The following is a 24177-nucleotide window of genomic DNA, read 5'->3' as shown; positions in this document are numbered from 1 at the left end:
CCTGAGCCTGAAGGCTCGGCGCAAGACCGGGATTTCGTCGTTTCACCCCGCGATTCCAGTCGCTATCCGTTTCCGCGCCCTTCCGAGCCAGTCAGCCCCATGTCCGAAAAGCCGCAAAAGTCCGACGCCAAAGACTATTCCAAGACCCTTTATTTGCCGCAGACGGATTTCCCGATGCGCGCCGGCCTGCCGCAGCGCGAGCCGGAACTGCTGAAGTACTGGAACGACATCGGCCTCTACGACAAGCTGCGCCGGGAAGCCCAGGGCCGCGCCAAATTCGTGCTGCATGACGGCCCGCCCTACGCCAACGGCAACATCCATATCGGGCACGCGCTGAACAAGATCCTCAAGGACGTCGTGACCAAGAGCCAGCAGATGCTCGGCTTCGACTCCAATTACGTGCCGGGCTGGGACTGCCACGGCCTGCCGATCGAATGGAAGATCGAGGAGGAGAACTACCGCAAGAAGGGCAAGCAGAAGCCCGACTTCCGCGACTCCGCCGCGATGGTGGCGTTCCGCAAGGAATGCCGCGCCTATGCGACGCACTGGATCAACGTGCAGCGCGAGGAGTTCAAGCGGCTCGGCATCATCGGCGACTGGGATCATCCCTATCAGACGATGAGCTATCCGGCCGAAGCGCAGATCGCCCGCGAGCTGATGAAGTTCGCGGCCAACGGCACGCTGTATCGCGGCTCCAAGCCGGTGATGTGGAGCGTGGTCGAGAAGACCGCGCTTGCGGAAGCCGAGGTCGAGTACGAGGACTACACCTCCGACATGGTGTGGGTGAAGTTTCCCGTCACGTCACCGGCGCATGGCGCACTTGCCAGTGCCTCGGTCGTGATCTGGACCACCACGCCCTGGACGCTGCCCGGCAACCGCGCGATCTCGTTCTCGCCGAAAATCGCCTACGGACTCTACAAGGTGACGGATGCGCCCGCCGACAACTGGGCCAAGACCGGCGATCTCCTGATCCTGGCCGATGCGCTCGCCGCAGAAGTGTTCAAGCAGGCGCGCGTCACGTCCTATGAGAAGGTGCGCGACATTCCCGGCGACACGCTGGACGCCGTGGAATGCGCCCATCCCCTGCGCGGGTTCGGTGGCGGTTACGAGTTCATCGTGCCGTTGCTCGCCGGCGAGCATGTCACCGACGACACCGGCACCGGCTTCGTGCACACCGCGCCGAGCCACGGCCGCGAGGACTTCGACGTCTGGACGGCCAACACCCGCGAGCTCGATGCGCGCGGCATCCCGACCGCGATCCCCTACACCGTCGACGAGAACGGCGCCTACACCGCGCAGGCCCCCGGCTTCACCGGCAAGCGCGTGCTCAACGACAAGGGCGAGAAGGGCGATGCCAACGAGGCCGTGATCAAGGCGCTGATCGAGGGCGGCAAGCTGCTCGCGCGCGGCCGCCTCAAGCATCAATATCCGCACTCCTGGCGCTCGAAGAAGCCGGTGATCTTCCGCAACACGCCGCAATGGTTCATCGCGATGGACAAGGACATCAGCGATGACGGCCATGCGAAGAAGGGCGACACGCTGCGCGCCCGCGCGCTGCACGCGATCTCGGTCACGCAATGGGTGCCGCCGTCGGGCGAGAACCGCATCAACGGCATGATCGCCAATCGTCCGGACTGGGTGATCTCGCGCCAGCGCGCCTGGGGCGTGCCGATCGCCGTGTTCGTGCGCGAGAAGAGCAACGGCTCGGCAGAGATCCTGCAGGACGAGATCGTCAACCAGCGCATCGCCGAAGCCTTCATGGAGGAAGGCGCCGACGCCTGGTACATGGACGGCGCCCGCGAGCGCTTCCTCGGGTCCCGCGCGAGCGAGGACTGGAAGAAGGTCGACGACATCTGCGACGTCTGGTTCGATTCGGGCTCCACGCACGCCTTCGTGCTCGAGGATCGCCAGAACTTCCCGCAGCTCGGCAACATCGTCCGCAAGATCGACGGCGGCAACGACACCGTGATGTATCTGGAAGGCAGCGACCAGCATCGCGGCTGGTTTCATTCCTCGCTGCTGGAAAGCGCAGGCACGCGGGGCCGCGCGCCCTACGACATCGTGCTCACCCACGGCTTCACGCTCGACGAGAACGGCCGCAAGATGTCGAAGTCGCTCGGCAACACCGTCGAGCCGCAGAAGGTGATCAAGGATTCGGGCGCGGACATCCTGCGCCTGTGGGTCTGCGCCACCGACTATGCCGACGACCAGCGCATCGGCCCGGAGATCCTGAAGAACACCATCGAGACCTATCGCAAGCTGCGCAACTCGATCCGCTGGATGCTCGGTACGCTGCATCACTTCAAGGCGAGCGAGAAGGTCGCCTATGCCGAGATGCCCGAGCTCGAGCGGCTGATGCTGCACGAACTGGCCGGCCATGCCGAAACCGTTCGCAAGGCCTATGCCGCCTTCGACTACAAGACCGTGGTCGCGAGCTTGGCAGCCTTCATGAACTCCGAGCTGTCGGCGTTCTACTTCGATATCCGCAAGGACACGCTCTATTGCGACCCGCCGTCGTCGCCGGCGCGCAAGGCCGCGCTCACCACGATCGACCTGTTGTGCGATGCCCTCCTGAAATGGCTCGCGCCGATCCTGAGCTTCACGACCGAGGAAGCCTGGCGCATGTTCCGGCCGAACGCGGAGCCTTCCGTCCATCTGACCCTGTTTCCCGAAGGCATCGAGAAGCTCCGCGACGACAAACTCGCCGCGAAATGGGAGACGATCCGCAACGTCCGCCGCGTCGTGACCGGCGCGCTGGAGCTCGAACGTGCCGCCAAGAACATCGGCTCGTCGCTCGAGGCCTCACCGGTGATCTATGTCGCCGACCGCGACATGCTGGCGACGCTGTTCGACACCGATCTCGCCGAGGTCTGCATCACCTCGAACTACGAGGTGCGTGAGGGCGAGGCGCCTGCGGGCGCGTTCCGTCTCGATGCCGTGCCCGGCGTCGCGGTCGTCGTCGAGAAGGCCGTGGGCACCAAATGCGCCCGCTCCTGGAAGATCTCGCCTATGGTCGGTGAAGACCCTGAATACCCCGACGTCACCCCGCGCGACGCCCAGGCGCTGCGCGAATGGAAGGCGCTGGGGGTGGGGGTCTGATCCCCGGCCATGACCCCGCTTCGCGCCGGCATCCTCGCGGCCGTGGTCACGCTGGTGGCCGATCAGGCCTCAAAGCTGTGGCTCCTGAACGTGTTCGACCTCGCCCGCCGTGGCGTGGTGAAGGTGACGCCGTTCTTCGACCTGGTGCTGGCCTGGAACATCGGCATCAGCTTCGGCTGGCTCCAGAACGACGGCCAGTCGGCGCAGATCGCGCTGATGGCGGTCAAGGTCGTCGCCGTGGTCGCCCTCGCCATCTGGATGGCCCGCTCGCACACCCTGCTCGCCACGGTCGCACTCGGGCTGATCATCGGCGGCGCGATCGGCAACGGCATCGACCGCTTCGCCTACGGCGCGGTGGTCGATTTCGCCCTGTTCCACATCGAGATCGGCGGAAATACCTATAATTGGTATGTGTTTAACCTCGCGGACGTGGCCATCGTTGTCGGGGTGGCGGCGCTATTGTATGATTCCTTCCTGGGGGTACCCGCCGCAAAAGCGCCCTGATCCCGGCCGATACGGACCGGCAGGTGGAACCCTGCGTTTTGCGAGGATTGGCCGCGTGCGAGCGGCAAAGTGCAGCAATCTGCCACAATATGGAACAGGTACAGTGATGCGCAGCTCCGAGACCAGCGGTTCGATGGTTCGAGACCCCAAAGCGGGGTTCTGGCGGGCGTTGAAATTGTCCGCTGTCGCGCTCGGCATCGGCCTCGTCATGACGGCAGGCCCGGTCCGTGCCGGTGACGACGACGATGATGATGACGGGATGACCTTCGAAGAGAAGATCATCGACAATCTGATGTCCGGCATCGGTGCCAAGAGCATGGAAAAGCCCGGCATCGAATACCGCGAGCGCTCGCCGCTCGTCGTGCCGCCCAAGCTCGACCTGCCGCCTCCGGCAACCCAGGCCAAGAATGCTCCGAACTGGCCGAAGGACCCCGAAGAGAAGCGCCGCAAGGAAGCCATCGCAGCGCGCAAGAAGGCGACCAAGGCGACGGAGAACTGGCAGGCGGCCCAACCGCTGACGCCCGCCGAGATGAAGGCCGGCGAGGTCGCCGCAGCCCCCCGTACAAGCAATGACCCGATCCAGCCGGGCACCAACGGCAACCCGTCGCTCAGTCCCGCCGAACTCGGCTACGCCGGCGGTCTCTGGAACATGATGAAGGGCGGCAACAGCTCCGAAGAGAAGAAATTCACCAGTGAGCCGCCGCGTTCGTCGCTGGTCGAGCCGCCGCCGGGCTACCAGACCCCCTCGCCGAACTACGCCTATGGCGCAGGGCCGGACAAGTCGCGCCGGACCTATTTCGACATCATGTCGGGCAAGGAAAAGGAATAATAGCGCTCCTGCCCCACCGCGACATCCTGACAGGCGCATCCTGGCACCGGCGGCTTACGCACGCCGGACGCAGTCTGCATATTGCTTATCAGTAACTTGCCACCGCGTTGAGTTCTCTGCTTCGTGACGCGAAGCCTCAGCCGCACGGTGTAGCATGCCGTGCCTCCGAGCCGGACATCCGGGTTCGGCCTTTTCATAAGGATTATGATGTCCTCTTACCGATCGGCCGCCTGCCTCCTTGCCGCGCTGCTTTCGACGAGTGTCCTCTCAGCCAGCGCCGCCCTCGCCCAGACCACGGTGACGTCGGCCCCGCCCGCCAGCTTCACGCTCGCCAACGGCATGCAGGTCGTGGTGATCCCGGACCACCGCACGCCCGTGGTCACGGAGATGATCTGGTACAAGGTCGGCTCGGCCGACGAGACGCCGGGCAAGTCCGGGCTCGCGCACTTCCTCGAACATCTGATGTTCAAGGGCACCTCGAAGCATCCGGTCGGCGAATTCTCCCAGACCGTGCTCCGCGTCGGCGGCAACGAGAACGCCTCGACCTCGGTCGACTACACCAACTACTACCAGCGCGTGCCGAAAGAGCAGCTGCCGACCATGATGGAGTTCGAGGCCGATCGCATGACCGGCCTGATCCTTAAGGACGAGAACGTGCTGCCCGAGCGCGACGTCGTGCTCGAAGAGTACAACATGCGGGTCGCCAACAATCCGGACGCGCGGCTCAACGAGCAGATCATGGCCGCGCTCTATCTCAATCATCCCTACGGCCGGCCGGTGATCGGCTGGCACCAGGAGATCGAGAAGCTCGACCGCGAGGATGCGCTCGCCTTCTACCGCCGCTTCTACGCGCCGAACAACGCGATCCTCGTGATCGCCGGCGACGTGGAAGCCGCCGACATCCGCCCGCTGGTCGAGCGGAATTTCGGCTCCATTCCGGCCCAGCCCGCGATCCCGGAGCGGCGCATCCGTCCGCAGGAGCCGGAGCCGGCGGCGCCGCGCACGGTCACGCTGGCCGACCCGCGCGTCGAGCAGCCGGGCCTGCGCCGCTATTATCTCGTACCGTCGGCGACCACCGCCGCGGCCGGTGAAAGCGCCGCCCTCGACGTGCTGGCGCAGCTGATGGGCAGCGGCAGCAATTCCTATCTCTACCGCGCGCTCGTGGTCGACAAGCCGCTCGCGGTGTCCGCCAGCGCCAGCTATTCGAGCATCTCGCTCGACCCGACCCAGTTCGCGATCTCGGCCTCGCCGAAACCGGGCGTCAGCTTTGCCGATGTCGAGCAAGTGGTCGACGGCGTCATCGCCGACATCGCGCAGAACCCGATCCGCGCCGAGGACCTCGAGCGGGTCAAGACCCAGCTCATTGCGGAAGCGATCTACGCCCAGGACAACCAGGCGGTGCTGGCGCGCTGGTATGGCGGCGCGCTGACCACGGGCCTTTCGATCGAGGACATCAGGAGCTGGCCCGACCGCATTCGCGCGGTCACCGCCGAGCAGGTTCGCACTGTCGCGCAGAAATGGCTCGAGAAGAAGCGATCGGTGACGGGCTATCTGATCAAGGACACCAGTGCCGCCAAGCGTGAGGAGAAGCGTTCGTGACCTATCCCTTCCTTCGACGCGTTGCATTCTCGCTTGCCACCGGCGCGGCACTCGCGCTGGCTACGGTGTCGCCGTCTCAGGCGGCCGCAAAGATCCAGCACCTGACTTCGCCGGGCGGCATCGAAGCCTGGTTCGTACAGGATGCGACGGTGCCGCTGATCGCCATGGAATATTCCTTTGCCGGCGGCTCGGCGCAGGATCCCAAGGACAAGTCCGGCGTCGCCAATCTGGTCGGTGATCTCCTCGACGAAGGCTCCGGCGATCTCGACTCCAAGACCTTCCATGAGCGGCTCGACCGCCGCGCCATCGAGCTCTCCTTCAGCGCCACCCGCGATACGTTCCGCGGCAGCCTGCGGATGCTGCGCGACAACAAGGACGAGGCCTTCGACCTGCTCAGGAGCGCGCTGACCTCGCCGCATTTCGACACCGCCGACGTCGAGCGCATCCGCTCACAGGTGATCTCGGGCCTGCGCCGCGAGACCACCAATCCGTCCTCGCTGGCGAGCCGAAAATTCCTGGAGGTCGCGTTCGGCGACCATCCCTATGGCCGGCAGACCAATGGCACGCTGGACAGCGTGCCGACCATCACGGTCGCCGACATGAAGGATTATGTCGGCCGCGTGATTGCGAAGGACGGGCTGAAGATCGCGGTGGTCGGCGACGTCGATCCGGCCACCCTCGGCAAGCTGCTCGACCACACTTTTGGTAGCCTGCCCGCAAAAGCCAATCTCACGCCGGTCGCCGACGTCGAGGCGGCAAAACCGCCGCAGCGCGCCTTCGTGCCGCTCGACGTGCCGCAGACCGTGATCACCTTCGGCGGCCCCGGCGTGAAGCGCAACGATCCGAACTTCATGGCCGCCTATGTCGTCAACCACATCCTGGGCGGCGGCGGATTGTCCTCCCGGCTCTATCGCGAGGTACGCGAGAAGCGCGGGCTGGCTTATTCCGTGTTCGAATCGCTGCTCTGGATGGAGCATTCGGCGGTCTTCATCGGCAACACCGGCACCCGCGCCGACCGTGCCGGCGACACCATCGACGCCATCGACAAGGAAGTGCGCCGCATCGCCGAGGAGGGCCCGACGCAGAAGGAGCTCGACGAAGCCAAGTCCTACCTCAAGGGCTCGCAGATGCTGGCGCTGGATACCTCCTCGAAGCTCGCGCAGGCGCTGCTGCAATACCAGCAGGACAAGCTGCCGATCGACTATATCGAGAAGCGAAACGCCATCGTCGATGCGGTGACACTGGACGACGCCAAGGCGGCCGCCAAGCGCCTCTGGGGCCAGGGCCTCCTGACCGTGGTCGTCGGCCGCGCCCCACAGGCCGCCGCGCAACCGGCCGCGGCACCGGCGACGAAGTCGAACTGACGTCCCCTGACATTTCCTGAAATGGCCGGGCTCGCCCGGCCATTTGCGTTTCCAGGATGCGCCATTGCCGAACGTGGACGTCCGCGATATGTCCGGACATCACGAATGGTGCCATCATGCTGCGGATATCCCGCGATCTCGTCATCGACGAGGACGATATCGAGATCGGCTTCGTCCGCGCCTCCGGCCCGGGCGGGCAGAACGTCAACAAGGTCTCGACCTCGGCCCAGCTGCGCTTCGACACGCGCAAGCTGACCCTGCCGGAGGATGCGGTGATCCGGCTCGCCCGCATCGCCGGCCAGCGCATGACCAAGGACGGCGTGATCGTGATCCACGCCCAGCGCTTCCGCACCCAGGAGCGCAACCGTCAGGACGCCATCGACCGGCTCACCGAGATCCTGACCGAAGCGATGATACGGCCGAAGCCGCGCCGCGCCACGCGGCCGACCTTTGGCTCCAAGCAGCGCCGGCTCGACGGCAAGAAGCGCCGCAGCGACATCAAGGCAGGGCGCGGCGGCGGCCGCTTCGACGACTAACAAAGCAGACCCAGTCAAAAAAACTCCGGCCGCAGGGCGACCGGAGTCTGCTTGCTTCACCCCGGCGGGACTAGTAGCGCTTGGCTGGGGCTGCACCGCCCGTCGCGGAATCGTCGGCGGTTCCCTTATGCGCAGCGCTACCGGTGGTGCCGACCGTGCCCCTGGTGCCTTTGGTCGACTTCATGCCCGTCTTCTCGCCCGCAGCGCCCGGCTGAGCATTCATCTCCTCATCCCCGCTGCCCATTGTGCTGCCTTGCATCGGTTTGCTTTGCACGGTGCCGCCCGTCTTGGCGGGTGGCGCGCCTTGCGCGAGAACCGGCGTCGCAATGAGAGCCGACAGAGCGCATGCGATCATCGAGGTCTTCACCAACTTCATCCATTTCTCCTGGATTCTTCCGCGACGAATGGCTCGGCTGCATCCTGCGCCGCTCACCTGCACCGGGTCATCGCATCGCGTAGGGAGTTTAAGCGGCGCAATCGTCATGCAATGCGCATGGTGTGGTGATCGTTTAGGGATTTGACGGCAGTTTCGCGGAATTGTGCTCCGCATATAAGGCATTGCGGAACACACGCGGTCACCAGTGTCTCCGCGGCATCGAAACAGCCCGCTACTACCACCGCATCTTTGACGCCGCCTAGAGTTTGCGCACGTTGATGTGGATGGGCGGATTCTTGGCGATGCGCGCAGTCGTGCTTGGATTGTGCACCGCGATGGTGCTGGTGACGCGGGTTGCCGATGCGCAAATGCCCTTGCCGGCCGGCAAGCCGCCGGATGGCGCGACGCTGTTCAAGCAGCAATGCGCGGTGTGCCACACGACAAACCTGTCAGAACCGGCGCGGCAAGGCCCCGCACTGGTGAAGGTCGTTGGCCGTCCCGCCGGCAAGACCGAAGGTTTTAAGTACTCAGAGGCGCTGTCGAAAGCGGACTTCGCCTGGGACGAGACCAGGCTCGACGCCTGGCTGAGCAATCCGCAAGCCGTCATTCCCGGCGTGACCATGGTCTACCGGCAGGCGAAGCCGGAGACGCGCGCCGCCATCATCACCTACCTGAAGGAGCTGAACTGAATGGCAAAGCCCGTTCATTCCATGATCCGCGTGCTCGACGAGGCCCGCTCGCTCGACTTCTACAAGCGCGCCTTCGGCTTGGAGGTCGCCGACCATCTGAAATTTTCGGACTTTGCCCTGATCTACCTGCGTCACCCCTCCTCACCTTTCGAGGTGGAGCTGACGGTGAATTTCGATCGCAAGGAGCCGTACCAGCTCGGCGACGGCTACGGACATATTGCCGTGGTGGTCGACGATCTCGATACCGAACATGCCCGCTTCGAGCGCGAGAAGCTCGCACCGGGACCGCTGCGCGACTTCAAGCACGACGGCAAGACGCTGGCGCGCTTCTTCTTCGTCAGCGATCCCGATGGCTACAAGATCGAGGTGATCCAGCGAGGGGGTCGTTTCGGCTGATCAAAATCACAAAAATCCAAATCACAAAATCTACGGAGGAATGCCATGAGAGAAGTCGATCGTCGAAGCAAGCACAGCCGCCGCGTCTTTCTCAAGGGCGCGGCGACCGCCGTTCCGGTCGTCGCTGTCGCGACCAGCGTCGCCGTCAGCATCGAGGATGCCTGGGCGGATGATGCCAGCACGCTCTCGCCCGCAACGATGAAGACGCTGCTGAAGGTCGCGCGCGACATCTATCCGCACGACGTCCTCGGCGACAGCTACTACATCACCGCGATCAAGCCGTGGGACGGCAAGGCGGCCAAGGACCCCGCCGTCAAGTCTCTGATCAGCGACGGCATCACGCGGCTCGATCAGAACGCGCGGGATCGCCACAAGGTGGCTTACGCCGAAGTGCCATGGGAAGCCGACCGCGTGGTGCTGCTGACGGAGATCGAGCAGAGCGACTTCTTCCAGAAGGTGCGCGGCGACCTCGTCGTGTCGCTCTACAACCAGAAAGAGGTCTGGCCGCGGTTCGGCTACGAAGGCTCCTCCGCCGAGCACGGCGGCTACATCAACCGCGGCTTTGCCGACATCGACTGGCTGCCGAAGGCTTAAGGCTCACCCAACGGTTCAGGAGAACGCATATGGCAAAATTCGATCTGAACGACTCCAGCGTTGTGGTGATCGTCGGCTCCGGTGCCGGCGGCGGCACGCTGGGCAACGAGCTCGCGCAGAAGGGCGTCAAGGTGGTCATCCTTGAAGCCGGCCCACGCATCGAGAACCAGGATTTCGTCAACGACGAGTGGGAGAGCTTTTCCCAGCTCGCCTGGACCGATGCCCGCACCACGTCGGGGACATGGCGCGTCGCCAAGGATTTTTCGGGCCTTCCCGCCTGGATCGTCAAGGCGGTCGGCGGCTCGACCACGCATTGGGCCGGCGCGTCGCTGCGCTTCGACGAGCATGAGTTCAAGGTGAAGAGCACCTACGGCGGCCTGCCCGGCGCGAACCTGCTGGACTGGCCGGTGACGCTCGCCGAGATCGAGCCATGGTACGCCAAGGCCGAGAACAAGATGGGCGTGACCCGCACCAACGGCATTCCCGGACTTCCCGGCAACAATAATTTCAAGGTGCTGGAGGCCGGTGCGAAGAAGCTCGGCTACAAGACCGTGCATACCGGCAATATGGCCATCAACAGCCAGCCGCGTGACGGCCGCGGCGCCTGCCAGCAGATCGGCTTCTGCTTCCAGGGCTGCAAATCCGGCGCGAAATGGTCGACGCTCTACACCGAGATCCCCAAGGGCGAGGCGACCGGCAATCTCGAAGTGCGGCCGAGCAGCATGGCGGTCAAGATCGAGCACGACGCCTCCGGCAAGGTGACCGGCGTTGTCTATGCCGACGAGAGTGGCGCGATGCAGCGCCAGAAGGCGCGCGTCGTCGCGGTGGCCGGCAACTCGATTGAAAGCCCGCGGTTGCTGTTGAACAGTGCCTCGACCATGTTCCCCGATGGCCTCGGCAATTCATCGGGCCAGGTCGGGCGCAACTACATGCGGCACATGACCGGCAGCGTCTACGCCGTGTTCGAGAAGTCGGTGCACATGTATCGCGGCACCACTATGGCCGGCATTATCCGTGATGAATCCGCCAACAATCCGAAGCGCGGCTTCGTCGGCGGCTACGAGATGGAGACGCTGTCGATCGGCTTGCCGTTCATGGCGGCCTTCCTCAATCCCGGCGCCTGGGGCCGTCCGTTCACCGCAGCGCTCGACGGCTATCCCAGGATGGCCGGCATGTGGCTGGTCGGCGAGGACATGCCGCAGGAAACCAACCGCATCACGCTCGACCCGAGCGTGAAGGACAAGTTCGGGCAAGCGGTCGCGAGCGTGCATTTCGACGACCATCCCAACGATCTCGCGATGCGCGCACATGCCTACAAGCAGGGTGCTGCGGTCTATGACGCCGTCGGCGCCACCGTGACCTATCCGACGCCGCCCTATCCGAGCACGCACAATCTCGGCACCAACAGGATGAGCGAGAAGCCGCGGGATGGCGTGGTCAACAAGTTCGGGCAGAGCCACGACGTCAAGAATCTGTTCGTCTCGGATGGCAGTCAGTTCACCAGCGGGGCGGCCTGCAATCCAACGCTGACCATCGTCGCACTCGCGATCCGGCAGGCGGATTACATTGCGGGGGCGATGCAGAAAAAGGAGATTTGAAGGTTCAAAGGAAACCGTTTCCTGCTCCCGTCATTGCGAGCGAAGCGAAGCAATCCAGAATCCCGCCGCGGTGACGGTCTGGATTGCTTCGTCGCACTAGCGCAAAATTGCTACGCAATTTTGTCGCGGGCTCCTCGCAATGACGGCGGAGAGAATATCGTAGCCCGGACGGAGCGAAGCATAATCCGGGGTGCTCGCGGGTGAGCTGAATCCCGGATTGCGCTTCGCTTCATCCGGGCTACGCACTTTTGTCGGGAAAGCTACTCGGCCGCATCAAGGATCGGCGCGACGGTTGCCTTGAAATCCTGCACCTGCGTCACGCTCCGGGAGCGGTAGATCAGGCAGGAGCAGCGTAGCAGCGAGGCGAAATTATTGACCTCGCCGTGATGGTCGAGCACCTCGTTGTAGAGCGTGGTCAGGAACTTGCCGACGCTCATGCTCTCCTTGGCCGCGATCTCCTCCAGCGTGTCCCAGAACGCCATTTCCAGCCGGATCGAGGTGCAGTGCCCGCCGATCCGCAACGAGCGGGTCTGGGATTCGTAGTTGCGTTGGGGCTGGTGCGCGAAGAAATTGCACATGGCGTCCTCCCGTCCTGTTGCCATTTTTTCACGATGCTACACCGCTGCCCGGCCCCCCACAATCAGGACGGCAGCAGGACGATCGCTCCGTCCCGGTTGCGCAATTTTCTCGAACGTCCAATCCCTTCAATGTGATAGGCATCCCTCTTCCCCAGGCCGCCACACGGCTGTTGCCCAACACATGCTTTTGACGCAACACGGCCTAGAATAGCGCCGTCAGCGAATCCAGATCGAAAGCCCCATGCCCGTCCGCCAACTGCCAGAGCAAATCGTCAACCGCATCGCCGCCGGCGAGGTGGTCGAACGTCCGGCAAGCGTGGTCAAGGAACTGGTCGAGAACGCCATCGATGCCGGCGCCAGCCGGATCGACGTCTTCACCGATGGCGGCGGGCGGCGGCGGATCGGCATCACCGATGACGGTGGCGGCATGACCGCGAAGGACCTGGCGCTCGCGGTCGAACGCCATGCCACCTCCAAGCTCGACGACGAGGATTTGCTCCAGATCCGCACGCTCGGGTTCCGCGGCGAGGCGCTGCCCTCGATCGGCTCCGTCGCGCGTCTCTCCATCACGACGCGGCACGCGAGCGAACCACATGCCTGGGCGCTGTCAGTCGAGGGCGGCGACAAGTCCGAGATCATGCCGGCGGCGCTGGCCCACGGCACGCGCGTCGAGGTCAACGACCTCTTCTATGCAACGCCCGCGCGGCTGAAATTCCTAAAGACCGATCGCACCGAGGCGGAGGCGATCCGTGAGGTGGTCAGGCGCCTTGCCATGGCGCGGCCCGACGTCGCCTTCACGCTGGCCGGCGAGGAGCGCGCGCCGGTGACCTGGACCGCGGCGCTGCCTGGCGCCGCCGGACGGCTGACGCGGCTCGGCGATATCCTCGGCGCAGAATTCCGCAGCCACGCCATCGAGGTCCATGCCGAGCGCGAGGGCGTCGTGGTCGCCGGCTATGCCGCGGCGCCGGCGCTGACCAAGGCGAACGCGCTCGGGCAATATCTCTTCGTCAACGGCCGTCCCGCGCGCGACAAGCTGATCCTCGGCGCCGTGCGCGGGGCCTACGCCGACTATCTGCCGCGCGACCGCCATCCGGTGCTGGCGTTGTTCGTCACGCTCGATCCGCGCGAGGTCGATGCCAACGTGCATCCGGCCAAGACCGAGGTGCGCTTCCGCAATGCCGGCCTCGTGCGCGCGCTGATCGTGCACGGATTGAAGGACGCGCTCGCGCGCGAGGGCCGGCGCACGGCCGCCAACAGTGGCGAGAGCGCGTTGTCCTCGTTCCGGCCGGCCTTCACGCCGCGGCCTGCGAGCTGGGACTGGCGCGCCTCGCCATCCGCCCCGGTCGCACCGATGCCGTCGTTCGACGGATCGGCTGCGCCCGTCTTCGCCGAGCGCGCACAGGCGGCATTCGATGTCGGCGCGCCCAGTGCGGACGTGCGGATCGAGACCCAACCCGTCAGCGACCTCGTCGACCGCCCGCTCGGCGCGGCGCGCACCCAGATCCACGAGACCTACATCGTCTCGCAGACTCGCGACGGCCTTATCATCGTCGACCAGCATGCCGCGCATGAGCGCATCGTCTACGAGCGGCTGAAGGCCTCGCTCGCCGCCAACGGCGTGCAACGGCAGATCCTCCTGATCCCCGAGATCGTCGAGATGGACGAGGCCACGGTGGAGCGCCTGCTGGAGCGCAGCGAAGAGCTCGCATCGTTTGGCCTCGCCATCGAGTCCTTCGGCCCCGGCGCGGTCGCGGTGCGCGAGACGCCGTCGCTGCTCGGCAAGACCAATGCAGGCGGGCTGCTGCGCGATCTCTCCGAGCACATGGCCGAATGGGACGAGGCGCTGCCGCTGGAGCGCCGCCTGATGCACGTCGCCGCGACCATGGCCTGCCACGGCTCGGTGCGCGCCGGCCGCCGGCTGCGGCCGGAGGAGATGAACGCCCTGCTCCGCGAGATGGAGGACACCCCGAACTCCGGCCAGTGCAATCACGGCCGCCCGACCTATGTCGAGCTGAAGCTGAGCGATGTGGAGAAGCTGTTCGGGCGGAGATGATCTTCGTAGGGTGGGCAAAGCGAAGCGTGCCCACCACCTACCGCGATCGCAGAAAGTTGGTGGGCACGGCGCGTTGCGCCTTTGCCCACCCTACGGCAGCGAGACTACGGCCTCTTCAAAAACACGAACTCCGTGTCGTCATAAGCCCGCCGCTCCAATTCCTCGAAGCCCTCAGGCGTCACGAACTGCGCAGCCTTCGCCTCTTCCACCACGAGCAGCGCGCCCGGCATGAGCCAGCCGCCGTCGCGCAAGCTCGCGAGCGCCTTCTCCGCAAATCCTTGGCCATAGGGCGGATCGAGGAACACCAGCGAGAACGGCTCGACGGGATGCGCAGGGCCAAGATCCGTCGCATCGCGGCGATAGACCTTGGTCACGCCGCCAAGGCCGAGCGTCTCGACATTGTTGCGCAGCAGCGCGCGGGCCTCGGCGCCGTTGTCGACGAACAGCGTGAACTTCGCGCCGCGCGAGGACGCCTCGATGCCGAGCGCACCGGTGCCGGCGAAGAGATCGAGCACGCGCGCATCCTCGATCGGATCGTCATAGGCGTGCACGAGGATGTTGAACACGGACTCGCGCAGCCGGTCCGCCGTGGGGCGGATGTCGCGCGAGGACGGTGAGGCGAGATTGCGCCCCTTCAAACGACCGCCGACGACGCGCAATCAGTCCTCCCGCGGCGTCAGATCGCGCTTGCCGTGATAGCCGCGCTTGGGCCGGCGCGGCGGGCCGTAGCCGTTGGCCTCGGCCTCGTTGCGCTCGCGCGCCTCCTCGCTGCCGGTGCGCTGTACCAGCACGCGGCGGCCCTTGCGATCGTTGATCACGTCACGCTTGCTGGCAGGCTTCTTCTCGCGTGGCGCTTCGCCGTCGGGTGAAGAAGATTTCTTCGGCACGTCGAACTGCGCGCCCGACTTCTCGATGACCTTGTCGCCGAGCTGATCGCGCAGCACGCGTGACTTGATCTCCTCGACCTGGCCTTCGGGGACCTCGCCGAGCTGGAACGGTCCATAGGACACGCGGATCAGCCGGTTCACCTCGAGCCCGAGATGGGCGCAGACGTTGCGCACCTCGCGGTTCTTGCCTTCGCGGATCGCGAACACCAGCCAGACATTGGCGCCCTGGTCGCGCTCCAGCGTCGCCTCGATCGGACCGTATTTGACGCCCTCGACCTCGATGCCGTTCTTCAATTCGTCGAGCTGCGCCTGGGTGACGTCGCCATGGGCGCGGACGCGGTAGCGGCGCAGCCAGCCGGTGTCCGGCAACTCGAGCGTACGCGCGAGCCCGCCGTCGTTGGTGAGCAGCAGCAGGCCTTCGGTGTTGAAGTCGAGCCGGCCGATCGAGATCAGCCGCGGCAGGCCTTCGGGCAGATTGTCAAACACGGTCGGACGGCCCTCGGGGTCGTCATGCGTCGTCATCAGCCCGCGCGGCTTGTGGTAGAGGAACAGCCGCGTACGCTCACGCTCCGGCAACGGCTTGCCGTCGACAGTGACGACATCGTTCGAGGTGATGTCGAGCGCCGGCGAATTGATGACGCGACCGTTGACGGCGACGCGCCCCTGCGTGACCATCTCCTCGGCGTCGCGGCGCGAGGCGAGGCCCGCACGCGACAGCACTTTTGCGATACGCTCGCCGGCCTTTTTCGGCTTCGGTGCTTCGTCACGGCGCGGACGGCCCTCGAAATCCCGATCACGGTCACGATAGGCGCCGCGGCCACCGAAGGCGGGGCGCTTCTCGAAGATCCTGCTCTCATCCTCGTTTTCACGGCGCGGACGGTCGCCGGAGCGGCCTTCGCTGCGCGGATGCTCGTGCCAGTCGGAGCGGCCCTCGGAGCGCTCGCGCGGACGATTGAATTTGGGACGGTCACCGCCGCGTTCGCCATCGCTGTCACGACGAGGCCGATCGAATTTCGGACGGTCGTCGCGCGGACGATCGAACTTGGGCCGATCGAACTTGGGCCGCTCGCGGAACGGACGATCGCCGGACGCGCGATCGTCGCGCGAGCGCGAGAAACGCGGACGGTCATCGCCGCCACCCTGCCGATCGTCGCGCTTCTGCCAGGGCTTGTCTTCGCTGCGGTCACGGCCGCCGAAATCCTTGCGCGGACCCTTGCTGAAGTCCTTACGCGGCGGACGATCGCCACGCGGACCCGCGTCGCGCTTCTGCCACGGCTTTGAATCGCTGCGCTCGCCACGATCGCGCGGGCGGTCACCGAAGTCACGCGGGCGATCGCTGCGATCCCCACGGTCGCGCTCGCGATCCGGCGCACCACGCGAAAACTTCCGCTCGCCGTCGAACTTGCGTTCCGGGCGGTCGCCACGCGGCGCGTAGGGCCGCTTGTCGCCGAACTTCTTGTCGCCGAACCGGCCGGCGGGACGGGAATCGTCGCGATCCCGGCTGCGCGGCGGACGGTCGTCACGGCCATAGGACGGGCGATCACCGCGCGGTTTGAACGGCCGCTTCTCGCCATCGCGCGCGCCGCGATCCGAGAACGGGCGGTCGCCACGCGGCTTGAAGCTGCGCTCGCCGCGCTCCTCACCACCACGGTCGTCGCGCTTGAACTTCGGACGGTCGCTGAAATCGCGGCGCGGGGCATCGCCCTCCTCGCGGCGGCGGAACGGACGATCCCCGCGGTCGGCGCGAGGCGGACGGCTGTCGCGGTCGCCACGGGGCGGGCGGGCGTCGCTCCTGCCCTCAGGGCCGCGCTTGGCGAATTTCTTCTCAGGGCCACGCGGCTTGCCGGACCGGCCCTTGGGCGGGCCACCCCTGCCCGGGCCTCGATCACGCCGGCCGCGGGAATCGTTGTCTTTGTCGCTGTCGCGAGGCATGAATAAACTCACTTAGGGGGTGGCCAGAAAGCATTGTGCGCGCTCGTTTCGAGCCGCATGCTCAGGCAAATCCGGTATTCACTCTTGCTGAAGGCGGAGCTACTAGCAGGTTTCTGGCGATGATACGAGGCTTGAAAGCCCCCTCTTTCATGGATTTGGCGCTCAAAACGGCCGAAAATGCCGGAAAGGCGGGCGAAGTTCCGATCGGATGCGTCGTGGTCCGCAATTACGAGGTCATCGCGACCGCGGCGAACCGGACGCTGACTGATTACGACCCGACCGCCCATGCCGAGATCATTGCGCTGCGCGAGGCCGCCAAAAAGATCGGCAGCGAGCGCCTGGTCGACTGCGACCTCTACGTGACGCTGGAGCCCTGCACCATGTGTGCGGGCGCGATCTCCTTTGCAAGGGTCAGGCGGCTCTATTACGGCGCCGCCGATCCCAAGGGCGGCGCGGTGGAATCAGGCGTGCGGTTCTTTGCATCCCCAACCTGCCATCATGCGCCGGATGTCTATTCCGGGGTCGGCGAGAGCGAGGCGGCGCGGCTGCTCAAGGACTTTTTTCGCGAGCGGCGGTAGATTCACATATTCCGCCGTCATGCCCCGCGAAGGCGGGGCATCCAGTACGCCGCGGCCTATCGATCAACCACCACCGTCTCGGAGTACTGGATCGCCCGGTCAAGCCGGGCGATGACAGTTGTGTGTGTCGCGACAGCTTAGTTCAGCCTGCGAAGAACTCGCGCAGCGCCTTTGCGGTGACGTCCGGGTTCTCCTCGGTGAGGAAATGGCCGGAGTCCACCGGCATGCCGTCGACGTTGGTCGCCCATTGCTTCCACGTATCGAGCGGCGTGGCGGCGGCCTGGGCGATGCCTGCGCCACCCCACAAGGCCAGCATGGGAATCGTGATCTTCTTGCCGGCTTCGAAATCGGCCTTGTCGAGGTCGTAATCGAAATAGGCGCCGGCGCGGTAGTCCTCGCACATCGCATGCACGCGGGCGGGATCGCGGAACGGGGCGATGTAATGTTCGAGTGCACGCTCGTCGATGGCGTCCAGCGTCTTCGACTTGGTCTGGCTCGCCATCTTGAAGCGCAGGAAGAACTCGCCATTGCCCGAGATCAGCGTCTCCGGCAGCGGCGCCGGCTGGGCGAGGAAGGTCCAGTGATAGATCTTCAGCGCGTAGGCGCGGTTCATCCGCTCCCAGTAATTATAGGTCGGCAGGATATCGAGCACGGCGAGCTTCGACAGCCGGCCGGGATGGTCGAGCGCAAGCCGATACGACACCCGGCCGCCGCGGTCGTGGCCGGCGAGCGCGAAGTGGACGTGGCCGAGCTGCTCCATCGCTTCCACCATCGCCTTGGCCATCGCGCGCTTGCTGTAGGGGATGTGCTGTGCATCGCTCTCGGGCATGTCGGACCAGCCATAGCCCGGCAGATCGGCGATGATCAGCGTGAACTTGTCGGCGAGCTGCGGCGCCACGCGGTGCCACATCACGTTGGTCTCGGAGAAGCCGTGCAGCAACAGCAGCGGCGGCCCCTTGCCGCCGACGCGGGCGAAGATGCGGCCCAAGGAGGTGTTGATCCATTCGGAGGCGAAGCCGGGGTAGAGGTCGGCGAGATCGGACATCTTCGGCATCCTTATCGGGTCAGTCCTGTCTGGTCAGTCCCGGGCCGCCTCGAACAAAAATGTCGAAAACAACCCCATGCACAGTAGCACGATGGTCACCTGTGAGGGTTGCTAACCCCAACAGGCGATTGCGCAATTTTGGAATGTCGATGTGGCGGAGCGGTGGCACGCGGCAATCTTGATGCCGGCGTGCGCGCAGTCCGGAAAAAAGCCTGTCAGCCCCGGGCCTTCTCGGCTTCCACCGCCTGCCAGCCGATGTCGCGGCGGCAGAAGCCTTCCGGCCAGTTGATGCGGTCGACGGCCTGATAGGCACGCGCCTGCGCTTCCGTCACGGTCTTGCCGAGCGCGCAGACATTGAGCACGCGGCCGCCATTGGCGAGGATCGCGCCGTCCTTCTCGACCGTGCCCGCATGGAAGATCTCGGCGGTGTCGACCTTGGCTGCGTCATCGAGCCCCTCGATGCGCGTGCCCTTCTGGTAGTCGCCGGGATAGCCCTTGGCCGCCATCACCACCGTGAGCGCGGATTCCGGATACCAGCGCAGATCGAAGTGCTTAAGCTCCCCGTCGCAGGCGGCGATGAACGCCGGCACGATGTCGGACATCATGCGCAGCATCAGCACCTGGCACTCGGGATCGCCGAAGCGGACGTTGAACTCGAACAGCTTTGGGCCCTGCGTCGTCAGCATGATCCCGGCATAGAGGATGCCGCGGAACGGCGTGCCGCGCTGCTTCATGCCGGCAACCGTCGGCAGGATGATCTTGGCCATGATCGCGTCGTGGATCGCGGGCGTGACCAAAGGCGTCGGCGAATAGGCGCCCATGCCGCCGGTGTTCGGGCCGAGATCGTGGTCGAACACCCGCTTGTGGTCCTGCGCGGAAGCGAGAGGGATGGCGGTCTCGCCGTCGCACAGCGCGAAGAAGCTGATCTCGCGGCCCGGCAGAAATTCCTCGATCACGACCTCGGCGCCGGCATCGCCAAAGGCGCCCTCGAACATCATGGCGATGGCGTCCTCGGCCTCGCGCACGGTCTTGGCGACCACGACGCCCTTGCCGGCGGCAAGGCCGTCGGCCTTGACCACGATCGGCGCACCCTGGCTCTGGACGTAAGCACGCGCATCATTGGCGTTGGTGAAGCGCTTGTAGGCGCCGGTCGGAATGCCGAATTCGGTGCACAGCGCCTTGGTGAAGCCCTTGGAGCTCTCGAGCTGCGCCGCCACCCCGCTCGGCCCGAACGCCTTGATGCCGGCGGCGGTGAGGTCGTCGACGATGCCGGCGGCCAGCGGCGTCTCCGGGCCGACCACCACGAGCTCGACCGCATTCGTCTTGCAGAAATCGATCACCGCGGCATGGTCGGCGACATCGAGCGCCACGCATTCCGCCTCCCGCGCGATGCCGGCATTGCCGGGCGCGCACCAGAATTTGGTCACCAGGGGGGAGGCTGCGATTTTCCACGCCAGGGCATGTTCGCGGCCGCCGGAACCGAGCAGGAGAATGTGCATCGAAGGCTCGAAATGAGGGGTTTTGCTGGGGCGGAGGTCGCACGAATCGCGGCGGGTCTCAAGGGGAAACGCCCACACTCCCCGTCATTCCGGGGGCGTGGCGAAGCCGCGAGCCCGGAATCCATAACCACCATCGTGAGTATGGATTCCGGGCTCGCGCCCAAGGGGGCGCGCCCCGGAATGACGGCGGAGAGAGGGGAACGCCCGAGGACGACAATCGCCGCTAAACCTGCCTCCCCGCAATGATCTCCTGCAACGTCGCCACATGCCGCGCGAAGGCGCCGCGGCCGACGGCGGTGGCGGTTACTGTGGTCTGCGGCTTCTTGCCGACGAAGGCCTTGTCTACCGAGACGTAGCCCGCCTTCGCCAGCGTCTCGATATGTGCGCCGAGATTGCCGTCGGTGGCGCCGGTGAGCTTTTTCAATCGCGAGAACTCCAGGCCAGCGGAGACCGGCAGCGCGTTCAGCGCCGCCATGATCTTGAGGCGCAACGGCTGATGGATGATGTCGTCGAGCTCGGCCATTGGCTAGATCCGCCGCATCCAGAGGCCGCCGAGGATCAGTCCGCCACCGTTGACAAAGGCCATCCAGAGCGGGAACGCCTCGCCGATGTAGAAGAAGCCGAACAACGTCAGTGCAGCGATGCCAAGACCGATCGCGACGAAGGCGTAGCCGAACCAGAGACCCGCCAGCGTATAGAACAGCATGAAGTAGAGCGGCCAGAACGCGCCGAGCTGGCGTGGGCCGAAATGGCCGACGACGTTGGTGCAGAGATAGCCGAAGGCGAAGAACAGCACGAAGACCAGAACGAGCCTGACATCGAAGGCGGCACCATGCGGACGGGGCGATGGATTGAGCAACCGGATTCCGACCAGACCACCGACGCCCAGAACGTCCACGGCAACCCAGGCGTGGACCGCGTAGACCGGCCAGAGCCAGGTCACGAGATTGCCTGCGAATACCAGGACTCCCCACCAGACTGCGGCGAGGCTTGCGAGCTCGTAGAGCTGCGATTGCTTCACGCGCTGGACGATGTCGTCGATGTCGGCCAGCGCTGCAGACGCCTCCTTGCTGTCGATCATGACTGGCCTGCTCCGCGCGTTGCCACGTCCTCGGCGATTGCATTGACCGCCTTCGGGTTGGTGACCATGCCCATGTGATTGACGCCGTCGATCATCTTGACGTCGATCGACGGCTTCACCGCCCGCACGGTCTCGGCATATTTGTCCGAGATCATCATCTCATCGTCGGCGCCGCCGAAAATCGTCATCGGGTGTGTCACCCCGGGCAGATCGAGGCGATAACCGCGTGTCGCAAAGTTGCGCATCAGGCGGTCGGAATAGGTAGAGGTGAGGTACTTGGCCGAATTCGCCGGCACGGCGAAGGCCAGCACTGGAAGCTGCGAACAACAGTCGATGCCGAGCTTGCGCAGCGCCGCCAGCCCGAAGTAGCGCGGAAGGTCAGCATTGGCCCAACCGCCGGCGTGCGGTTTGTTGGTCGGCGCGTCGTAGCCGAGATAGGGCGCGATCAGGACAGTGCGGACGAACAGGTCCTGCATGATCGGCGTCGCGGCAACACGCAACGAGAAGCCGGCGCCGGCGGAATGACCGATCAAGGTCAGTGGCAAATCGGGCGCGCTCTTGCGGACATGGGCGACGAAGTCGACCAGATCGTCCTCGAGCTGGCCGACATAGCCGATATCACCGCGCGTGCCGGAGGCGCCGTGGCCGCGCGTATCGAGTGCCCAGGTCTCGACGCCGTGCGCGGCGAATGCTGCCGTCAGGGCATGGTTCACGGTGCCGGAGGAACCGGACGATCCATGGATGAAGATGGCGCCGCGATCGGTGGCCGTCCCCTTCGGCGCGTAGTGCCGGAAGCCAAGCCAGGTGCCATCGCGGGCCTGAAAGCGCTCGAGCGGTGGCAGCGTAGACCAGTCGATCCCCTTGGCGGAGTCCGAGACCGAGCGCATCTCCGCAGGCCGCTCCAGCGGCGTCGCGATCAGGGCGGTGAGCAGCAGCGCGACTGCGCCAACCGCGCACAGGCCCCATTTCAACAGGCTTAGAGAACCCCGCAGCAGCCGCATCGCCATCGCAAACTCCCTCGAACTGATCATTTATAGAGAACTCTATATTACAGAGTACTCTCCATATCAATCCCAGGATTGGCGCCGCGCGGCGAAAATCCTTAACGTCGGGTCTGACCCCAAAATGCCGAATCGTTTGCCGATGCCGCCTGCGGAACCACTGCTCAACGCCCCCGAATTCACCGTCTCCGAGCTCTCGCAGTCCCTGAAGCGGACGGTCGAGGACGCCTTTGGCCATGTCCGGGTCCGTGGCGAGATCTCCGGCTTCCGCGGCGCCCACTCCTCCGGCCACTGCTATTTCGCGCTCAAGGACGAGAGCGCCAAGATCGAGGCGGTGATCTGGAAGGGCGTGCACGGCCGGATGCGCTTCAAGCCCCAGGAAGGGCTCGAGGTCATCGCCACCGGCAAGCTCACCACTTATCCGGGCTCCTCGAAGTACCAGATCGTGATCGAGGCGCTGGAGCCGGCCGGCATCGGCGCGCTGATGGCGCTGATGGAGGAGCGCAAGAAGAAGCTCGCCGCCGAGGGCCTGTTCGACGAGGCGCGCAAGCAGTTGCTGCCCTGGCTGCCGGAGGTGATCGGCGTGGTGACCTCGCCGACCGGCGCCGTCATCCGTGACATCCTGCATCGGCTCGAGGACCGCTTTCCCCGCCACGTACTGGTGTGGCCGGTCAAGGTGCAGGGTGAAGGCTCGGCCGAGCAGGTCGCAGCCGCGATCCGCGGCTTCAACGCGCTGCCCGAGGGCGGCAAGATTCCGCGGCCCGATGTGCTGATCGTGGCACGCGGCGGCGGCTCGCTGGAGGACCTCTGGTCGTTCAACGAGGAGATCGTGGTGCGGGCGGCAGCCGAGAGCATGATCCCGCTGATCTCGGCGGTCGGGCACGAGACCGACATCACGCTGATCGACTTCGTCGCCGACAAGCGCGCGCCGACGCCGACGGCAGCGGCCGAGATGGCGGTGCCGGTGCGCAGCGATCTGTTCGTCGAGGTCGCCGATCTCGCGCGGCGCACCCGCGCCTATTGGCAGCGTGCCCATGAGAGCCGCCGCAGCGAGCTGCGCGCCGCCGCGCGCGCCCTGCCCGCGGCGGGCGATCTGCTCGCGATCCCGCGGCAACGGCTGGATTCAGCGGGCGCGTCGCTACCCCGCGGCCTCAAGGCCAACACGCACGCGCATTTCCGCCGGTTTACCGCGGCGAGCGCAAAGCTGACGCTGCGGGTGCTGCACGGGCAGATTTCGCAGGCCGATCACCGCCTCACCGTGTGCGGCGAGCGGCTCGGCCTGTCCGCGCGCTCGCTGCTGCGGCAACGGCGCGACCGTTTTGCCGGGCTGGAGGTGCGCTTGCGCGCCTCGAAACTTTCGAATGCGCAGGCGCAGCGCAACGCAATTGCCCGCCAGCGCGAGCGCACGCATCGTCTGGCCGAGCGCGCCAACCGCGCGCTTGTCACGCTGTTACAGCGGCTGGATGCCCGCATCGAGAACAGCGGCAAGCTGCTCTCGGCCTTGTCGTATCGCGGCGTGCTCGCGCGCGGCTTTGCTCTGGTACGGGACGAGGCCGGCCATCCCTTGCATTCGGCCGACGCGATTGGTCCCGGCGCACGCCTCGAGATCGAGTTTGCGGACGGCCGTGTCGGCGCGACGGCGGATGCGGATCGCCCGGCGCCGACGGCAAAGCGTGCGCCGGCGCAAGCAAAGCCGGCCGCGCAAGACGCAAAACCTGCGCCGAAGCGCGCGGGCAAGCCGGTGGATCAGGGCACGTTGTTCTGAGCGCTACGGCGGCGTTCCGCCCTCAGTGTCATTCCCCGCGAATGCGGGGAATCCAGTACGCCGCGGCTTCTCGGCTCAATCACTAACGTCTCGGAGTACTGGATCGCCCGGTCAAGCCGGGCGATGACAGCCAGTGTGGGACGCGTGTCGCCACAACCTCGTCATTGCGAGCGC

At 65.6% G+C, this 24177-nt stretch carries 22 protein-coding genes; 13 read left to right on the top strand and 9 right to left on the bottom strand.

Translation table 11 applies throughout. The features are described from left to right. Positions 1 to 99: 99 nt before the first annotated feature. The 6 genes from ileS to arfB all read left to right on the top strand — a co-directional run bounded on the left by ileS (position 100) and on the right by arfB (position 7931). Positions 100 to 3099 (top strand): isoleucine--tRNA ligase, encoded by a 3000-nt coding sequence (ileS, locus tag AB7535_RS43555; RefSeq protein WP_135214812.1) that lies wholly within the window; start codon positions 100 to 102, stop codon positions 3097 to 3099. A 9-nt stretch (positions 3100 to 3108) separates the two neighbouring features. Then, positions 3109 to 3603 carry a signal peptidase II gene (gene lspA, locus AB7535_RS43550; protein ID WP_085403349.1) on the top strand — a complete coding sequence of 165 codons (495 nt, stop codon included), beginning with the start codon at positions 3109 to 3111 and terminating at the stop codon, positions 3601 to 3603. Between the two features lie 106 nt (positions 3604 to 3709). Then, on the top strand, positions 3710 to 4432 hold the full coding sequence (locus tag AB7535_RS43545) for a hypothetical protein (protein ID WP_085403350.1): 723 nt from the start codon (positions 3710 to 3712) through the stop codon (positions 4430 to 4432). Between the two features lie 204 nt (positions 4433 to 4636). Beyond that, positions 4637 to 6031 (top strand): M16 family metallopeptidase, encoded by a 1395-nt coding sequence (locus AB7535_RS43540; protein ID WP_420480971.1) that lies wholly within the window; start codon positions 4637 to 4639, stop codon positions 6029 to 6031. Beyond that, positions 6028 to 7395 (top strand): M16 family metallopeptidase, encoded by a 1368-nt coding sequence (locus AB7535_RS43535; protein WP_085403351.1) that lies wholly within the window; start codon positions 6028 to 6030, stop codon positions 7393 to 7395. The genes AB7535_RS43540 and AB7535_RS43535 overlap by 4 nt, the downstream gene beginning before the upstream one ends. A gap of 116 nt (positions 7396 to 7511) precedes the next feature. Continuing rightward, positions 7512 to 7931: an alternative ribosome rescue aminoacyl-tRNA hydrolase ArfB gene (gene arfB / locus AB7535_RS43530; protein WP_063985592.1), complete on the top strand. Its 420-nt coding sequence runs from the start codon at positions 7512 to 7514 to the stop codon at positions 7929 to 7931. Positions 7932 to 8001: 70 nt separating this feature from the next. Here arfB and AB7535_RS43525 read toward each other — a convergent pair whose 3' ends face one another. Further along, complete coding sequence (locus tag AB7535_RS43525; RefSeq protein ID WP_085403352.1) at positions 8002 to 8307, bottom strand: hypothetical protein; 306 nt, start codon at positions 8305 to 8307, stop codon at positions 8002 to 8004. 302 nt (positions 8308 to 8609) lie between these two features. On the opposite strand from AB7535_RS43525, the gene AB7535_RS43520 reads away from it, so the two are divergent. The 4 genes from AB7535_RS43520 to AB7535_RS43505 are packed head-to-tail and all read left to right on the top strand — an operon-like array spanning position 8610 to position 11584. Next, complete coding sequence (locus tag AB7535_RS43520) at positions 8610 to 8996, top strand: c-type cytochrome (protein ID WP_085403433.1); 387 nt, start codon at positions 8610 to 8612, stop codon at positions 8994 to 8996. Further along, a complete protein-coding gene (locus tag AB7535_RS43515) occupies positions 8997 to 9392 on the top strand; it encodes a VOC family protein (protein WP_085403353.1) in 396 nt (131 codons plus the stop codon). Positions 9393 to 9437: 45 nt separating this feature from the next. Beyond that, the gene (locus tag AB7535_RS43510; protein ID WP_063985596.1) at positions 9438 to 9986 is read left to right on the top strand and encodes a hypothetical protein; all 549 of its coding nucleotides are present in this window, start codon (positions 9438 to 9440) and stop codon (positions 9984 to 9986) included. A gap of 29 nt (positions 9987 to 10015) precedes the next feature. Beyond that, positions 10016 to 11584, top strand: a complete 1569-nt coding sequence (locus AB7535_RS43505; RefSeq protein ID WP_085403354.1) for a GMC family oxidoreductase — start codon at positions 10016 to 10018, stop codon at positions 11582 to 11584. 260 nt (positions 11585 to 11844) lie between these two features. On the opposite strand, the gene AB7535_RS43500 is transcribed toward AB7535_RS43505, so the two are convergent. After that, positions 11845 to 12162 (bottom strand): ribbon-helix-helix domain-containing protein, encoded by a 318-nt coding sequence (locus AB7535_RS43500; RefSeq protein ID WP_085403355.1) that lies wholly within the window; start codon positions 12160 to 12162, stop codon positions 11845 to 11847. 241 nt (positions 12163 to 12403) lie between these two features. On the opposite strand from AB7535_RS43500, the gene mutL reads away from it, so the two are divergent. Further along, positions 12404 to 14215: a DNA mismatch repair endonuclease MutL gene (mutL, locus tag AB7535_RS43495; protein ID WP_439037200.1), complete on the top strand. Its 1812-nt coding sequence runs from the start codon at positions 12404 to 12406 to the stop codon at positions 14213 to 14215. A 104-nt stretch (positions 14216 to 14319) separates the two neighbouring features. On the opposite strand, the gene rsmD is transcribed toward mutL, so the two are convergent. Further along, positions 14320 to 14874, bottom strand: a complete 555-nt coding sequence (gene rsmD / locus AB7535_RS43490; protein WP_085403357.1) for a 16S rRNA (guanine(966)-N(2))-methyltransferase RsmD — start codon at positions 14872 to 14874, stop codon at positions 14320 to 14322. Continuing rightward, complete coding sequence (locus AB7535_RS43485) at positions 14875 to 17034, bottom strand: pseudouridine synthase (RefSeq protein ID WP_085403358.1); 2160 nt, start codon at positions 17032 to 17034, stop codon at positions 14875 to 14877. 119 nt (positions 17035 to 17153) lie between these two features. Here AB7535_RS43485 and AB7535_RS43480 point away from each other — a divergent pair, with 119 nt between their 5' ends. Next, positions 17154 to 17612 carry a nucleoside deaminase gene (locus AB7535_RS43480; protein ID WP_071909524.1) on the top strand — a complete coding sequence of 153 codons (459 nt, stop codon included), beginning with the start codon at positions 17154 to 17156 and terminating at the stop codon, positions 17610 to 17612. Positions 17613 to 17754: 142 nt separating this feature from the next. Here the strand turns inward: AB7535_RS43480 and AB7535_RS43475 are convergent, their stop codons facing one another. The 5 genes from AB7535_RS43475 to AB7535_RS43455 all read right to left on the bottom strand — a co-directional run bounded on the left by AB7535_RS43475 (position 17755) and on the right by AB7535_RS43455 (position 22244). Beyond that, on the bottom strand, positions 17755 to 18657 hold the full coding sequence (locus AB7535_RS43475) for an alpha/beta fold hydrolase (RefSeq protein WP_085403434.1): 903 nt from the start codon (positions 18655 to 18657) through the stop codon (positions 17755 to 17757). Between the two features lie 215 nt (positions 18658 to 18872). Then, complete coding sequence (gene purD / locus AB7535_RS43470) at positions 18873 to 20156, bottom strand: phosphoribosylamine--glycine ligase (protein WP_085403359.1); 1284 nt, start codon at positions 20154 to 20156, stop codon at positions 18873 to 18875. Between the two features lie 223 nt (positions 20157 to 20379). Then, positions 20380 to 20679 carry a winged helix-turn-helix domain-containing protein gene (locus AB7535_RS43465; protein ID WP_085403360.1) on the bottom strand — a complete coding sequence of 100 codons (300 nt, stop codon included), beginning with the start codon at positions 20677 to 20679 and terminating at the stop codon, positions 20380 to 20382. A gap of 3 nt (positions 20680 to 20682) precedes the next feature. Continuing rightward, positions 20683 to 21237: a hypothetical protein gene (locus tag AB7535_RS43460; RefSeq protein ID WP_135214809.1), complete on the bottom strand. Its 555-nt coding sequence runs from the start codon at positions 21235 to 21237 to the stop codon at positions 20683 to 20685. Beyond that, the gene (locus AB7535_RS43455) at positions 21234 to 22244 is read right to left on the bottom strand and encodes an alpha/beta hydrolase (RefSeq protein ID WP_085403362.1); all 1011 of its coding nucleotides are present in this window, start codon (positions 22242 to 22244) and stop codon (positions 21234 to 21236) included. Before AB7535_RS43455 ends, AB7535_RS43460 begins: the two co-directional genes overlap by 4 nt. A 136-nt stretch (positions 22245 to 22380) precedes the next feature. Between AB7535_RS43455 and xseA the strand changes: the two genes are divergently transcribed. Continuing rightward, a complete protein-coding gene (gene xseA, locus AB7535_RS43450; protein ID WP_085403363.1) occupies positions 22381 to 24003 on the top strand; it encodes an exodeoxyribonuclease VII large subunit in 1623 nt (540 codons plus the stop codon). Positions 24004 to 24177: the final 174 nt, after the last annotated feature.

The organism is Bradyrhizobium sp. 956_D2_N1_4, assembly GCF_052076025.1.
Classification (GTDB): Bacteria; Pseudomonadota; Alphaproteobacteria; order Rhizobiales; family Xanthobacteraceae; genus Bradyrhizobium; species Bradyrhizobium barranii.
Note: the sequence above shows the minus strand (reverse complement) of the source record. Positions and strands in the feature narration are given on the sequence as shown.

Excerpts from the sequence above, each read along its gene's own strand:
- AB7535_RS43540 (WP_420480971.1), top strand. The coding sequence starts at position 4,637 with ATGATGTCCTCTTACCGATCGGCCGCCTGCCTCCTTGCCGCGCTGCTT.
- AB7535_RS43520 (WP_085403433.1), top strand. The coding sequence starts at position 8,610 with ATGCGCGCAGTCGTGCTTGGATTGTGCACCGCGATGGTGCTGGTGACG.
- AB7535_RS43455 (WP_085403362.1), bottom strand. The coding sequence starts at position 22,244 with ATGGCGATGCGGCTGCTGCGGGGTTCTCTAAGCCTGTTGAAATGGGGC.
- purD (WP_085403359.1), bottom strand. The coding sequence starts at position 20,156 with ATGCACATTCTCCTGCTCGGTTCCGGCGGCCGCGAACATGCCCTGGCG.
- lspA (WP_085403349.1), top strand. The coding sequence starts at position 3,109 with ATGACCCCGCTTCGCGCCGGCATCCTCGCGGCCGTGGTCACGCTGGTG.
- mutL (WP_439037200.1), top strand. The coding sequence starts at position 12,404 with ATGCCCGTCCGCCAACTGCCAGAGCAAATCGTCAACCGCATCGCCGCC.
- arfB (WP_063985592.1), top strand. The coding sequence starts at position 7,512 with ATGCTGCGGATATCCCGCGATCTCGTCATCGACGAGGACGATATCGAG.
- xseA (WP_085403363.1), top strand. The coding sequence starts at position 22,381 with ATGCCGCCTGCGGAACCACTGCTCAACGCCCCCGAATTCACCGTCTCC.
- AB7535_RS43545 (WP_085403350.1), top strand. The coding sequence starts at position 3,710 with ATGCGCAGCTCCGAGACCAGCGGTTCGATGGTTCGAGACCCCAAAGCG.
- AB7535_RS43480 (WP_071909524.1), top strand. The coding sequence starts at position 17,154 with ATGATACGAGGCTTGAAAGCCCCCTCTTTCATGGATTTGGCGCTCAAA.
- AB7535_RS43500 (WP_085403355.1), bottom strand. The coding sequence starts at position 12,162 with ATGTGCAATTTCTTCGCGCACCAGCCCCAACGCAACTACGAATCCCAG.
- AB7535_RS43485 (WP_085403358.1), bottom strand. The coding sequence starts at position 17,034 with ATGCCTCGCGACAGCGACAAAGACAACGATTCCCGCGGCCGGCGTGAT.
- AB7535_RS43475 (WP_085403434.1), bottom strand. The coding sequence starts at position 18,657 with ATGTCCGATCTCGCCGACCTCTACCCCGGCTTCGCCTCCGAATGGATC.
- AB7535_RS43465 (WP_085403360.1), bottom strand. The coding sequence starts at position 20,679 with ATGGCCGAGCTCGACGACATCATCCATCAGCCGTTGCGCCTCAAGATC.
- AB7535_RS43505 (WP_085403354.1), top strand. The coding sequence starts at position 10,016 with ATGGCAAAATTCGATCTGAACGACTCCAGCGTTGTGGTGATCGTCGGC.
- AB7535_RS43460 (WP_135214809.1), bottom strand. The coding sequence starts at position 21,237 with ATGATCGACAGCAAGGAGGCGTCTGCAGCGCTGGCCGACATCGACGAC.
- ileS (WP_135214812.1), top strand. The coding sequence starts at position 100 with ATGTCCGAAAAGCCGCAAAAGTCCGACGCCAAAGACTATTCCAAGACC.
- AB7535_RS43515 (WP_085403353.1), top strand. The coding sequence starts at position 8,997 with ATGGCAAAGCCCGTTCATTCCATGATCCGCGTGCTCGACGAGGCCCGC.
- AB7535_RS43525 (WP_085403352.1), bottom strand. The coding sequence starts at position 8,307 with ATGAAGTTGGTGAAGACCTCGATGATCGCATGCGCTCTGTCGGCTCTC.
- AB7535_RS43510 (WP_063985596.1), top strand. The coding sequence starts at position 9,438 with ATGAGAGAAGTCGATCGTCGAAGCAAGCACAGCCGCCGCGTCTTTCTC.